Annotated in this window: 11 protein-coding genes; 5 read left to right on the top strand and 6 right to left on the bottom strand. The window is 43.8% G+C overall.

The window, feature by feature from the left end:
- Positions 1-58: 58 nt before the first annotated feature.
- The 6 genes from MR764_RS11980 to MR764_RS11955 all read right to left on the bottom strand — a co-directional run bounded on the left by MR764_RS11980 (position 59) and on the right by MR764_RS11955 (position 6547).
- Entirely contained in the window at positions 59-775 is a 717-nt protein-coding gene (locus tag MR764_RS11980) for a LytTR family DNA-binding domain-containing protein (protein ID WP_247979658.1), read from the bottom strand.
- Entirely contained in the window at positions 772-1872 is a 1101-nt protein-coding gene (locus tag MR764_RS11975; RefSeq protein ID WP_247979657.1) for a histidine kinase, read from the bottom strand. Before MR764_RS11975 ends, MR764_RS11980 begins: the two co-directional genes overlap by 4 nt.
- 72 nt (positions 1873-1944) lie before the next feature.
- Complete coding sequence (locus tag MR764_RS11970) at positions 1945-3165, bottom strand: ABC transporter permease (RefSeq protein WP_247979656.1); 1221 nt, start codon at positions 3163-3165, stop codon at positions 1945-1947.
- A gap of 12 nt (positions 3166-3177) precedes the next feature.
- Positions 3178-3930, bottom strand: a complete 753-nt coding sequence (locus MR764_RS11965) for an ABC transporter ATP-binding protein (RefSeq protein WP_282189214.1) — start codon at positions 3928-3930, stop codon at positions 3178-3180.
- Between the two features lie 39 nt (positions 3931-3969).
- Complete coding sequence (locus tag MR764_RS11960; RefSeq protein WP_247979655.1) at positions 3970-5193, bottom strand: efflux RND transporter periplasmic adaptor subunit; 1224 nt, start codon at positions 5191-5193, stop codon at positions 3970-3972.
- A 25-nt stretch (positions 5194-5218) separates the two neighbouring features.
- Positions 5219-6547 carry a TolC family protein gene (locus tag MR764_RS11955; protein WP_247979654.1) on the bottom strand — a complete coding sequence of 443 codons (1329 nt, stop codon included), beginning with the start codon at positions 6545-6547 and terminating at the stop codon, positions 5219-5221.
- A gap of 286 nt (positions 6548-6833) precedes the next feature.
- On the opposite strand from MR764_RS11955, the gene MR764_RS11950 reads away from it, so the two are divergent.
- The 5 genes from MR764_RS11950 to MR764_RS11930 all read left to right on the top strand — a co-directional run bounded on the left by MR764_RS11950 (position 6834) and on the right by MR764_RS11930 (position 14381).
- Positions 6834-7493, top strand: a complete 660-nt coding sequence (locus MR764_RS11950; RefSeq protein WP_247979653.1) for a porin family protein — start codon at positions 6834-6836, stop codon at positions 7491-7493.
- 217 nt (positions 7494-7710) lie between these two features.
- Positions 7711-8784, top strand: a complete 1074-nt coding sequence (locus MR764_RS11945) for an efflux RND transporter periplasmic adaptor subunit (protein WP_247979652.1) — start codon at positions 7711-7713, stop codon at positions 8782-8784.
- Positions 8784-11837, top strand: a complete 3054-nt coding sequence (locus tag MR764_RS11940; RefSeq protein ID WP_282189213.1) for an efflux RND transporter permease subunit — start codon at positions 8784-8786, stop codon at positions 11835-11837. The genes MR764_RS11945 and MR764_RS11940 overlap by 1 nt, the downstream gene beginning before the upstream one ends.
- 57 nt (positions 11838-11894) lie before the next feature.
- Positions 11895-13295 carry a TolC family protein gene (locus MR764_RS11935; protein WP_247979650.1) on the top strand — a complete coding sequence of 467 codons (1401 nt, stop codon included), beginning with the start codon at positions 11895-11897 and terminating at the stop codon, positions 13293-13295.
- Between the two features lie 24 nt (positions 13296-13319).
- The gene (locus MR764_RS11930; protein WP_247979649.1) at positions 13320-14381 is read left to right on the top strand and encodes a histidine kinase; all 1062 of its coding nucleotides are present in this window, start codon (positions 13320-13322) and stop codon (positions 14379-14381) included.
- Positions 14382-14398: the final 17 nt, after the last annotated feature.

Genomic DNA, 14398 nt, shown 5'->3' with positions numbered 1-14398 from the left:
GAAATAGCAGGCTTGCCTGGCAGAGTATAGTGCCAAGCGGGACGTTTGGGAAAAGCAGTTACAGGAAGTTCTGATTCAGAAAATTCTGGAAAGCATCCTTGTATTGCTCACTTACCGGGATGTAAACTTTGCCGAACACAATCCGGCTGCGATCGATGGTTTCAATGCGCTCGAGGTTCACGATATACGAACGATGCACCCGCATAAATTTTGATTCCGGGAGCTTGCTTTCTATCGATTTCATAGAGCTCAGCGAAAGAATCGGTTTGTCCTGGTTGTACAAATGAACCTTGATGTAGTCTTTTAATCCCTCGATATAAACAATATCGTTGAAATTGATTCGCCGGATTTTGTATTCCGATTTCAGGAACAAAAACTCATTGTTGGCGCTCACTTCTTCCTTTTGTGCTGATCGTTCGTAACCAATCAGTTTTTTTACTTTTTCTACCGCCTTCAAAAATTCCTCGTACCCAAAAGGTTTTAAGAGATAATCCACTGCTTCGAACTTAAATCCCTGCAAAGCGTATTTCTCGTAGGCGGTGGTAAATACAATTTTTGGACGATTCTCCAGCAGGCGTGTAAATTCGATACCATTCAGATCGGGCATCTCTATATCGAGAAAAATCAAGTCTACCTCGTTTTCTTCAAGGAACTCACGTGCATCAATCGGATTGTCGAAGGCTCCTGCCAACTTGAGCGACGGAGTTTTTCCGATGTACGAACTTACCAGCTGCAAGGCCAGTGGTTCATCATCAATGGCGATGGTTCGAATCATTTTTTAGTTGTTAATTCAATTTCCAGGTCAACGGTAAAAACTTCCGGAGTCTGACGAATATCCAGTTTGTATTTCTCCGGGAAAAGCAGATTTAACCGCTTGGTGACATTTTCGAGTCCGATTCCGGAATGGTTTTCATCGTGTTTCTCCTTTTTGTCGCTCCCAATGCTGTTTTCACAAACAAAAGCAATCCGGTTATTTCCTGTAGTCATTTTTACCTTGATAAACGATTTTTCGCGGTAACTGATGCCGTGTTTAAATGCGTTTTCAATAAATGGAATAAAAAGGAGAGGGGGAACTTTATAATCTGTGTGATCAACCGGAAGCTGAATATCAATATCCACTTTTTTCGATACACGCAATTCCATCAGATCGATGTAATGCCGCATAAACTCGATCTCATTTTCCAGGCTGGTTTCGCCGTGTTCCGATTCGTAAAGAAGATAGCGCATCAGTTTCGAGAGTTTCAGAATTGCTGCACGTGCATCTTCGGTATTTATTTCCACCAGCGAATAAATGTTGTTCAAAGTATTGAAAAAGAAGTGCGGACTTACCTGGTTCTTCAAAAATGCCAGTTCCGAATTCAGCTTTTCACGTTCCAGTTCCTTTTGGCGTCTTTCGCTGGCGGTATACTGTTCGATCATCCTCAAACCAATTGAAAATACTGTTACAATAACTCCCAGCAAAATAAAATAGTAGAATTGCATTTGCCGGAAAGGCGGTCTCACGATTTTTTCATCTTTCATCACTTTTGAAATGGCTTCTTCAATTGCCCTCTCCCGTTCCGGATTGCGCAGCAGCTCAGCAATTTCAAGATTCAGAAAATAGCCCGCTGCTATTACTACAACAGCGAAAATAACGTATTTATAGCGTTTGTCCTGAAAATAATAGCGGGGAACCAGCCATAAATAGTTCACATAAAAAATGACACCATAAACAGCGGCATTGCTGAAAAAATGCCAGTTTATTCTGTTTTGGTTTCCCCAATAACGATTAATAATTAACTGGGGAAGAATGATCAATACCAGCCAGGCCAAAACGTGCAAACTGGTAGGTAATACTTTTTTTTGTATTGCTGTTGGTGTTGTAACAGGCATAATTATATGATGATTTAGCCGAAAACCAAAAATACCATTTTTGAAACGACATTTCCGGTTTTACGGTTAATTTTATTCGTGTCGCAACGCATCGATTGGATTGAGGTTGGAGGCTTTCCGGGCCGGATACCAGCCAAAGAAAATACCAATAACCGAACAAACCAGGAAAGAGAGCAAAATGGCCTGTGTCATAACGACCATCGGGAAATTGAGTAGAGATGTGGCCACGTATGAGATCAGAAGGCCAAACAATACACCGATTAAACCACCGGCAATACTCAGCATGACTGCCTCGATCAGAAACTGCATCAGAATATCGATGCCACGTCCGCCAACCGACATACGAAGCCCGATTTCTTTGGTTCGTTCGGTTACCGAAACAAACATGATGTTCATGATTCCGATACCGCCAACCAACAGCGAAATTCCGGCAATTGCTCCCAAAAGCATGGTAAGCATATCGCTGATCGAAGAAAACGTTTCGACCATTTCCGCCTGAGACCGTACCTGAAAATCGTTTGTCTGACCATCTTTTAACTTATGCTCGCGGCGCAAAATGCTTTCTATTTCGTCGATAGCCTGTTCCGATTGATCTTCGCTGACGGCCGAAGCATAAATCGACTGGATGTGGGTAATGGCCAGCATTCTTCGTTGTACCGAAGTATACGGTGCGATCATTAAATCGTCCTGGTCCATTCCCATTCCATTCTGGCCTTTTTCTTTGAGTACCCCAATTATTTTTAAAGGAATGCCTTTGAAACGAATCGTTTGTCCAATCGGATCGATATTCGGGTCGAACAGGTTTTCGATAACCGTTTGCCCCACCAGACAAACCTTGGCCAGGCTCTTTATTTCCTGATCGGTAAACATGCGGCCATCCTCCAGTTCATATTTCCGAATACTCAGGTATTCAGCATTGACACCGTAAATCGATGTCGGCCAGTTTTTATTTCCGTTTACCGCCTGTCCGCTTGAACTGACCTGTGGTGAGATAGCGCTGATGTGCAGCGCCTCTTTCCTCAGCTTTTCCACATCTGAAAGCGTGAGCGACTGAGCATCCGAATTTCCCATCATAACACCGCCACGCCGTTGCGAACCCGGCATCACAAAGATCATGTTGGTTCCCATGCTCGACATCTCTTGCTGAATACTTTGTTTCGATCCTTCACCAATCGAAAGCATACCAATAACCGATCCCACTCCAATGATGATTCCCAACATGGTGAGTATCGCCCTGAATTTGTTTCTTTTCAGGGCATTGGTCGCAATTTTAACCAGATTTGTATAATTCATGACTTTTTTTCTTTAGGATTGGTAATCGTCTTCGGTAGGTAAGGCATCGATTAATTTACGCGCATTAAAACGGTCGGTCACCTGAATTTCCCGTTGAATCCTTCCGTCGCGAAATATGATGTTTCGCTTCATAAATCTTGCAATATCAGCCTCGTGGGTTACAAACACGATTGTTTTTCCCTTATCATTCAGGTTTTGAAACAGCTCCATAATTTCGTATGAGGTGCGGGTATCGAGGTTTCCGGTAGCTTCGTCGGCCAGAATAACGACCGGATCGTTCACCAGCGAGCGTGCAATGGCAACACGTTGCTGTTGTCCTCCCGATAACTGGTTGGGCATGTGATTCATGCGGTCAGCCAGGCCCACCTGTTCCAGCGCATGTATGGCACGTTCACGGCGTTCTTTTGCCTTTACTTTGGAATTGTAATACAGAGGCAGCTCCACATTTTCCAGCGCAGTAGTACGAGGCAACAGGTTATACGACTGAAAAATAAAACCGAGTTTATTGTTTCTTAATCCGGCCAGTTGATTTTTATTGAGTTTTCCCATGTCAACGCCATCCAGCATGTATTGTCCTCCGGTTGGCTGATCGAGACACCCCAAAACATTCAACATCGTTGATTTGCCCGAACCACTGGTTCCCATAATGGCTGCGAAGTCCCCCTCGTAAATTTCCATATCGATCCCTCGCAAGGCATGTACGGTCATTTCGCCTACATGGTAGTCCTTTTTAAGTTGCGATACTTTTATAATTGCATTTTTCATTTTCTCTTTTCTTTAAATGATGTTGAAACCGGTTCCGGGTTATTTTCTTTGGCCGGGAGGTTTGGGCATAAACGGATTGCTACCTACTGTTGGAGTGGTTTTGGTTTTTCCTGTTTCTTCCATGGCCACCACCACTTCGTCTCCCTCTTCCAATCCACTTAGTATTTCAACATTGATATCGTCGTTCATTCCTGTTTGAACCGGAACCGGATGAATGGTACTGTCCTTTTTGATCCATATTACCGAACCGCCCGATTGTGCTTCGTTCATTTCAGGAGCCGGCATTTCGCCGCCACCGGGGCCTTCCGGTTTTGGCTGTTCGCTCATGTAACTGAACAAAAGCGTTTGATCGGGATTAAAGCGCAAGGCTTTGCTGGCCACTACCAACACATCTTTCCGTTCCTGTACAAATATTTCGGTCTGGGCAGTCATTCCCGGCATCAGCTTATAATCGGGGTTTGGAGCCGTGATAATGATGGTATAGGTGACCACGTTGTTGGTAACGGTTGGCTCCAGTCTGACTTCTGCTACTTCACCTTCAAAGGTTCTGTCGGGATAGGCATCCACGGTAAATTCAACACGCTGACCTTCTTTTACCTGGCCAATATCGGCTTCATCCACATCCGCTTCCACCTGCATCTGAGTCAGGTCGTTGGCAATGGTAAAAAGGGTAGGAGTGTTAAAACTTGCAGCCACGGTCTGTCCTTCTTCCACGGCGCGGTTCAGCACAATTCCGTCGATCGGCGAATAAATCATTGCATAATCAAGGTTGATCAGATTCTTTTTGTGCTGAGCCAAAGCGCTGTTGTAACTTGCTTTTGCTTTGTTGAGGTTGTAAACCGTTTGATCGTAATCGGCCGACGAAATGAGTTTACGCTCATTCAGCGGCGCCACACGGTTAAACGTAGCTTGCTGATAATCGAGTTCGGCCCCGGCATTGTCAAGCGCTGCTTTGCTCTGATCGCAGGCAGCTACCAGGTTGGTGGTATCGATTTTCGCCAAAAGCTGTCCTTTTTTCACGTACGAATTAAAATCAACGTAAATGTTTTCAATAATCCCTGAAACCTGTGTACCTACTTCAACCGTAGTAATGGCTTCGAGTGTTCCGGTTGCGGTAACCGCTTTACTCACCGAACCGATTGCCACCTTTTCTGTGTCGATTTTTATTTTCGACGCATCTACAGTTTTAGGCTTGAGCAGAAAAAATGCAGTTGCCAGGGCAACGATTGCAACTCCGCCAATAATGATGATCTTCTTTTTCATGATATTTTGTTTTAATTGTTTCAACTTAAAGTGTGATCGGCTTTCCTTTGTAGAAGTCAAGGATTCGATAGCTAAAAATCAGGTTGTATTTCGACTGAAGCAGACTACTTTCAGCAACGATCAAATTGGTTTTTTCAAAAAGAAAATCCACTGAATTGATTAGCCCGTTGTCAAATTTTTCTTCTGCTACGGCATACGATTCGAGGTTAGACTGGTACTGCTCCATACTCGCTTCGTATTCAATTTGCGCTGTGGTAACATCCAGACAGGCCTGTTCGATACTCTTGCGCAATTCGTTTTTGGTGTTTATTTCGTTCAACTCTGCATTCTGGTAATTGATTTTTGCCTGCGAAACGCTTGATTTCACCTGCTTTTTCTGAAAAATAGGGATGGCAACCGAAACACCTACTGTTGGCATAATCTGATCGCTTATCTGGCTTGCATAGCCTGAACTTAGTTGATTACTGTAACCTGTTGAAAGACCAGCATCGGCTGAAATGGTTGGATAGAAAGCAGCCTTTGCAATCTTTTCGTTTAAGGCAGCACTTTCTTTCTGGTATTCCGAACTTCTAACCTGCGGTTTAACTGCCAGCGCCAGTGCATAAACATCGGTGGATGATGGCTCCAGGTTTTCGTTAACATCTTCTTTTAACTTCGGACGTGCTATCGCAAAGTTTTCGTCTACCGGAAGTTCCATTAACTGCATCAGGTTTACTTTTGCAATAGCAAACTGGCTTTTCGCGTTGGCCAGACTCAGCTTTTCAGTGGCGAGTTGCGATTTTACCTGCAAATAGTCGGACCTCGAAATAATTCCGGATTCCAGCCGGGCTTCAGATAATCCGAGCTGTTCAGTAGTTGCCTCCAGTTGTTTTTCTGCATTCTGAACATTTTCATCGGCGTACAAAACCTGCAAAAAGGCATTCAGGATACTGAGCGAAATGGATTCTTTTATCGTTTCCGAATTAAAAATTCCGGTCTGCATATCAAGCTCAGCCTGTTTGATCAGGTTGTTAAGCCGTTGCCCGTTGTAAAGGGTTACGCTCGAACTTAATCCGTAACTGGTGCTGTTGTTGCCATCAAAACTGCTTTCTCCGTTGATATCGTCTTTTTTCGCCCAGCTAAAATTCTGGCGGGCCGATGCGCTTAACGAAGGAAGTTTCTGGGCAACAGCCTGTTCTTTGCTTACCTCGTTCGACAGATTGGTCAATATACTTTGCCGTACCTGTATATTCTGATCCAGCGCATAATTGATGCAATCGGTTAAACTCCATTGTTTACTAGTTTCCGAATTCTGTGCTGCCAAAGCAAGTGGCAGGTTCATCATCAGAATTAAGATAATTGCTTGTACTCTCATAGCTTTTTCAATCAATTTTTGATGAAAGCTACCGGAGATACTTTCCTTTGGAAAATGAAATAGAAGTTTGGAGTGGTTTTATCGACGTTTCCCCAAATTTTATCGCTGTCAGTTTTCGATATTTTGACGACGAAATAAGAAAACATATCCTCTCATTCTTGCAAAGTAGCGTTCAGAATAGTAACTTCCAGCAGCTTATGGTAAAGCGGGAGATAACTTAAAGGCAAAGATTTCGTAACGACGGATAAAAATCAATAAAGTTGATAAAACGTAACAGCTAACCATTATGAACAACGCTTTTCGATTTCTGATCATCGTCGCTTTATTCCTTCATTATGGATTTTCCGATGCTCAAAACATAGGAATTAGAGGCGGACTGAACCTTGCCACCATGTTGGCAAAAGATAACGATCAAAGGTATAGCGACAACTTTTCAACCAATTCGGGGATTCATTTTGGATTGACGTATGAATATGCTTTAAATGAAAAAGCTTCAATTGCTCCTGAAATTCTGCTATCCAACAAAGGAATGAAATACGATTTCGCCGAAGAGGATACCCAAACGTCGTCGGATAGTAAGTTGTATTATATTGATATTCCGGTTATGATGAAAACCAGGTGGGACTGGGGCAACGACAAGAAGATTTTTGGTGCAACCGGCCCGTATCTGGGGATCGGAGTGAGCGGCCAGTCACAAACCACTACCATAACGCAGGGAGAAAAAGTCTGCAACAGGAAGGATGTGAGATGGGGCAACAGTGAAAGTGATGATTGGAGACGGCTTGACTGGGGATGGACCTTTGCCGGCGGTATTCAGGTTGAAGAAGTTGAACTGGGTTTATCGTACGACCTTGGATTTGCCAACATATCCGCCTATCGGGAAAATGGCACAATTGCCAGAAACAGGGTCGTGAAAGTATCCATCGCCTACCAGTTCGGACAATAAGAACTCAAAATATCCGCCAAAATCATCTAAAATAGGCGGTAAATTATCTATTACAGTTTAAGAATTATTTGGGTTAACTCCCATGGTGTGTTAACATTCGCATTAACGCGTGCATTTCATGCGTCAATTTTAGCAGTTGACACACTTTTAAAAACAGGCCTGAGCTATGTTTTCTAGTTTCGCGCGATTAAAAACAGAAACATACAAAGCTTTAGTCATGAAGTTCAAAAGCATTTTCTTAGTAATGGTATCCGCAACTCTTGCATTTACCGGATGTAAAAGTTCAACGGGAGAAGCGCCTCTGGCCGAAACAATTAAAAATGTAAAAGTAGAAACAGTTAGTAATGGAGTAGTTCAGAACTCCATGACCTTAAACGGAAAGATCAAAGAAAAAAGCCTCACCTCGCTTTCCTTCCGTGTGGGTGGTCCTTTAGCAAGCCTAAAAGTAAAACAAGGCGATTTTGTGCGCGAGGGACAAGTAATTGCTGAAATCGACAAGCGTGATTATCAGCTTCAGCTCGAAACCTCAAAAGCCCGGTTAGAACAGGTTGAAGGAGAATACAGCCGCTACAAACAGTTGGTGGAACAGAAAAAAATTCCGGAAAACACTTTCGAGAAAATTAAGTCGGGATACCTGATGGCCCAAACGGCTTTTGAAAATGCACAAAACCAGTTACGCGATACGGAGTTAAAAGCTCCTTTTTCGGGTTATATCTTCGAGAAGTTTGTAGAGAACTACCAAACTGTTGGAGCCGGAACGCCAATTGTATCGATTATCGACAATTCACATTTGGAAGTTGTGGTGTCGGTTTCTGAAAGCCAGGTGAATCGCGTAAAAAATGACAAAGAAAGCTATGTAAACATTGCAAATGCCGGCGTTAATCAGCTTCCGGTTGAACTGTTGAGCGTAGGCGAGAAAGCCAAATCGGATGGACTGTACGAAGTAAAGTTTTCATTTGTAAACAAAAGTGATTTACAAGTTGCACCGGGAATGACGGCCGAAGTTACCATTAATTGCCAGGCTGAAGAAAACCAGCTTTCGGTTGCCCAATCGGCAATTTTTCATGAAAAAACCAGCACGTATGTGTGGATCTACAATCCTTCATCGGGCAAAGTCGAGAAACGCGAAGTAAAAGTTACTTTAGACGGTACAAATGGCCGTATAAACGTTTCTTCGGGCCTCAACAACGGAGAGCAGGTAGTAACCGCCGGCGTACATTACCTGGTGGAAGGACAAAAAGTTAAACCACTGAAAGCACCTTCAGTAACTAATATCGGAGGACTGCTGTAATGTTGGAGAAACTTCTTAATCAGAAGGCTATGATTTCAACCATACTGTTTGCAGTATTGGTTGGTGGTTTAATAGCCTACAATAACATCGGAAAGCTCGAGGACGCTGAAATTCCGATCAAAGCAGCCACAGTAGTGACTGTGTATCCGGGAGCTACAGCTCACGAAGTAGAACTCGAAGTCACCGACGTACTTGAAAAAGCCATTCAGAAACTGGAAAATATCGATGATATTACTTCCGTTTCCCGCCCGGGCTTATCCTTTATTACCGTTAATATTCAGTCGTCGGTTAAAACGCCACAACTACCTCAGCTTTGGGATCATCTTCGCCGGAAAGTGAACGATGCAAAAGGGGCTTTGCCATCCGGTGCAATGGATCCGATTGTAAACGACGATTTTGCTGATGTTTACGGCATTCTGTATGCCATCACAGCTGAAGGCTACACGCATGAAGAACTGGTGAACTACACCGAATACATTGAACGGGAATTACTTGGAGTGGATGGTGTTCGTCGCTCTCAGATTTTTGGAGAACATACCCAAACCATCGATATCGTTTTTTCGCCCGAGCAACTGGCGGGATTGAGTGTCAATCCCATGTTTATTGCAGCTGCCATTCAAAACGAGACGGCCATTATTAATCCCGGGTCAGTTGTCAGCGGAAAAGAATCAATCCGCGTAGGAGTGGGGCAGAAAATCTCCAGTCTTGAAGAAATTGAGAATCTCCTGATCCAGGTTCCCGGAGGAGGCAATTTTCGTTTAGGCGATATCGCCACCATTAAAAAATCGTACCTCGATCCGGAAAATGAAGCTTTGTATTATAACGAGAAACCGGGATTAACGCTCGGCCTATCGAACGAAACCGGCATCAACGTTGTGAAACTGGGCGAACGTCTTGATGAAAAATTAGCAGAACTTCAGAAAGAACTTCCTGCTGGAATTGAAATCAACCAGGTGTACTATCAGCCCGATCGCGTGGATGCTGCCGTAAAAGATTTTATGCTCAACCTGGTAATATCAGTTGGTATTGTGATCGTTGTGCTGATGTTTGCCATGGGACTGCGTTCAGGACTACTGATCTCCAGTGGTTTGGTATTCACCATCCTGGGAACCCTGATTGTGATGTTGGGAATTGGCCTGCCTTTACACCGTGTAACTTTGGCTGCCATTATTCTTGCCATGGGAATGTTGGTCGATAACGCGATTGTTGTAGCCGATGGTATTTTAGTGGATCTGAAAGCCGGGATGGACCGCAACAAAGCTTTTGTTAATACGGCCAAGAAAACGGCGCTGCCACTTCTGGGAGCAACGGCAGTGGCAATTTTGGCGTTCCTGCCCTTGCGTATGTCGCCAAATGCTGCAGGTGAGTTTCTGGCTTCACTGTTTACGGTGTTGATCATTTCGTTATCGCTGAGTTGGGTATTTGCGATGATTCAGACACCTTTCAATGCCAAATATTTTTACCGTAAAGAACGTCCGAAAGGCGAACATGCCGAAGCCTACGACTCAAAGTTGTACCGCATATTCGGCAGATTTTTGAAGTGGGGTGTGCGCCATAAATTGTTGTTTACCGCCGGATCGTTTGCTATTCTGATTTTTGCATTCTGGTCGTTCCGCTTTGTAAAAGTCGACTTTATGTCGAAAATCGATTACGATCAGTTCTTTATCGAATATTATCTTCCACAAGGTTCAGATATAAAAGCTGTTGAAAAAGATGTTCAGCAAATTCAGAAGCACATTCTGGCAATTGACGGAGTTCACTCGGTTACATCTTCGGTAGGACGGCCGCCGGCACGCTACCTTCTCATGCGTCATATGGAAACAGGTGGATCGAATTATGGCGACCTGATCATTGAAACGGATAATACTGAACGGGTGGGAGAGATCATTCCCGAAATTGAAGCCTACCTGAGCGAGAATTTCCCGGATGCATTTTTCAAAGTGCAGGAATACGGCGCCGCATTTGCCGATGCCGATATTGAAGTGCAGTTTACCGGACCTGATCCGGCAGTGCTCAAGGATTTGGCTAACCAGGCAAAAAAGATATTCTACGACGAACCAACCGCAACTAAAGTTAACGACAACTGGAAAAACCAAACCAAGAAAGTGGTACCTGAGTACTCGGTAGAACGAGCGCAGCCACTGGGTTTGACACGTTCAGATATGGGGAATTCGATTCTTGTTGCGACCAACGGAATGCCGATTGGAGCCGTTTACGAAGGAGACAAAATGCTGCCGATTGTTTTGCGAACCGATTCAAAGCTTGGCGACAATGTGGAGCAATTGATGAACATCCCGGTTTGGGGACAAAGAAGTGCTTCCAGTGTTCCTCTGTCGCAGATCGCGGATACATTAAAAGTTACCTGGGATTATCAGCTGATCAACCGACTCAATAATCAGCGTGCGATAAAAGCTCAGTGTGATGCAGCCGACGGTTATACCGCAACTGAAGTACAGGCCAAATTCCAGGATAAAATCGAAGCCATTGAACTTCCCGACGGCTATGCGATGAATTGGGAAGGAGCTACAGCCCGTTCAGGTGAAGCAAATACGGCTTTGTTCATGTTTTTGCCCTTGGCAGTTGGATTAATGGCCATTATTATCATTGGTCTTTTTAATAACCTGAAACAGCCTGTTATCATCTTCCTGGTTGTTCCGTTTGCATTTGTTGGAATAGTTCTGGGATTGGTAAGCACCGGCATCTACATGACATTTGCCGGAATCATCGGAGCTTTGGGACTGATTGGAATGATGATCAAAAATGCAGTGGTACTGCTCGATGAAATCAATCATAACATTAAGGCAGGAAAAGATCGCCTTAAAGCAACCATCGATGCCGCTCTGTCGCGTTTACGCCCGGTAATGATGGCTTCGTTAACTACTATTTTGGGTATGGCCCCGCTGGTGGTAGATCCGATGTTTAATTCTACGGCCATTGTAATCATGTTTGGTTTGGCTGTGGGATCGGTAATTACACTGGTAGTTGTTCCCGTTTTGTACACGGTATTGTATCGTGTCGACGGACGCCAAACCGAAATTGCCAACATGGAATAGTACAATGGAAATTGTCATCCGGAAAGTTTTGATGAATCAACTTTAGGTAAAAAGAAAATGAAGAGATCAATAAAAATCACGATAAAAACATTTGCATTACTTGTTTCGGCGCTGTTGTACGGCAATGTGTCAGGACAAGAGGCAATGACATTGGAGGACTGCCGAAAACAGGCAGTGGAATACAACAAAGAGCTGAAAACTGCTGCCTTGCAAAATAAGGAAGCACAGGTTAATCAACAAGTGGCGAGAACGGCCTATTTGCCATCGCTTGGTTTTTCGTCTTCGCTCATGCACCGTCCGGGGATGGATCCGATAAGCATGCCCGGCTATTTTCTTCCCACTGCCGACAGTGAAGAAGATGCCCTAAACGGAAATTACTCGGGAACCAGCGATGTTTGGAAGCCCGGAACTGCCATCGACTTAAAAAGCCTTACGCTGATCAACAGCAGCTTTGAACTGGCGCAACCTATATATGCCGGAGGAAAAATACACTATGCCAATCAGCAGGCTGATGCCGGTGTTGAGATCGCTAACCTGGCTTTGAACATGAAATATTCAGAGATTGTAGTGGAAACCGATAAAGCCTTCTGGCAGGTAGCTACCGTTCAGGAAAACATAAAAATTGCAGAAGAGTATTATAAAATGCTAAGCGAGCTGGAAGACCAGATGAAAGCCATGTACGAAGTAGGTTTGCAACCCGCCAGCGAAAAGCTGAAAGTAACGGTTCAGAAAAATGAAGCCGAATTAAACCTGCTAAAGGCCCGGAATGGTTTAAAAGTTTCGAAGATGTATTTAAATCAGCTAATGGGACAACCGCTGGATGCTGATATTCAAATTAGCTATAATGAAAACGCAAGCGTTCAACTGATGAATTTCAACGATGGTCTGGATCAGGCAGCTGCTAAAAGAAATGAACTCAAAATACTGGAAAAACAAAAAGAGCTAAGCGAACTAAATGCAAAAATCACGCGTGCCGACTACCTGCCAACAGTTGGAGCAGCGGTTCAGTACTCGAGCTTTTGGTTGAGAGATTTGTATGAAGAAGTGGATTTTCAACCCATTATAGCAGCGCAGGTTTCCATTCCTATTTTTAAATGGGGGCAGGGAAAACAGAAAATGCGGGCAGCCCAGTTGAAAATTGAACAGGCCGAAACAGATTTGCAACATACAAATGATTTGATTAATCTTGAAGTGATGCAGGTGAAGGTACAGGTGGAAGAAGCTTACGAATCGATTAAAATTGCGGAGAAAAGCGTATCGGAAGCCAAAGAAAGCCTGGATGAAACGCGTGCCAGTTTCGATGTAGGGTTAAACACAACCACCGAACTGCTCAGTTCGCAGGCCAATTGGGCGGCGGCAAAAGCGCAGTTAACACAGGCTGTTGCTACTTTTGAAGTACTGAAAACCCGCTGGCAAAATGTTACCGGCAATTTATATATGCCGGAAGAAGGAAATTAAACGGACAGAACAGGGATGAAATGTTTGCAACTACATAGTAAGAAAAAGCAGGAACTGGCACTGCGTTTGCCAAGTTATGAGCCCACGAGTATCTTCGGAAGGTTCGTAATTATCAGCATTATCTCGGTCCTGATCCTTCATTTTATTGCCTATGTTACCAAGTTGCCGCCGGATATGGAAAAGAAGATTCCGGCAATAATTTATATCGTTGTTATTGTTGCATTTAACCTGGCTGTGGAAACGCAAATTATCCTCGACAATATTCTGGAACGTTTTCTTCCGGTTCCGAAAAAAATTAAATTAAGGCTATTCTTGCAGGTCGGAGTAGGTGTCCTTTTCCTGATCGTTGCACACCGGGTAATTATGGCGGTTATCGAGCCCAAACTTGTGCTAGACAACTCCCGGTCGGGAGTGATACTGGGTATGGCCGCGGGACTGATATTTGTGCAAATGGTGGCCAATTCGCTTACCATGACAAGAATTACCCGCAAATGGCTGAACTCGCAGGAAGTGATCGAAAAAATGAAACTGGAAAAACTGGAGATGGACTATAATTCGCTACAGGACCAGTTGAATCCTCATTTCCTGTTTAATAACCTGAGCGTTCTTAAATCGTTAATTATCTACGATCCGGATATCGCGGTAGATTTCACCGAAAATTTTACGGATGTTTACCGCTACGTGCTTCAAAGCAAAAACAAAAAACTGGTGAAACTTAAGGATGAACTCGATTTTATGAAAGCCTATTTTGCACTGCACAAAGAAAGGCTAGGAGAAGGATTAATGTTAGATGCCAACATTTCAAGCGAAGAATTAGACAAAGAAATCGCTCCGCTTACCGGGCAATTACTTATTGAAAATGCAATTAAGCACAATATTACCAGCAAGGAAACGCCCTTGAAAATAAGTGTTGTGGCAAGCGAGGGCTATCTGGTTGTTGCCAATAATCTGAACCTGCGAACCACTTCATATAGTACAAAAACAGGGCTGCGCAACCTGGTGAGAAGATATGAGATGCTGACCGAAAAAGAAATCGTGGTTCAGTACGACGACGAAAGATTTGAAGTAAAAGTTCCACTGTTATAACCGTTGAAATAAGGTCG

The organism is Maribellus sp. YY47 (assembly GCF_023111095.1).
Taxonomy (GTDB): Bacteria; Bacteroidota; Bacteroidia; order Bacteroidales; family Prolixibacteraceae; genus Draconibacterium.
The sequence above is the reverse complement of the archived record's forward strand: the minus strand, read 5'-3'. Positions and strand labels throughout refer to the sequence as shown.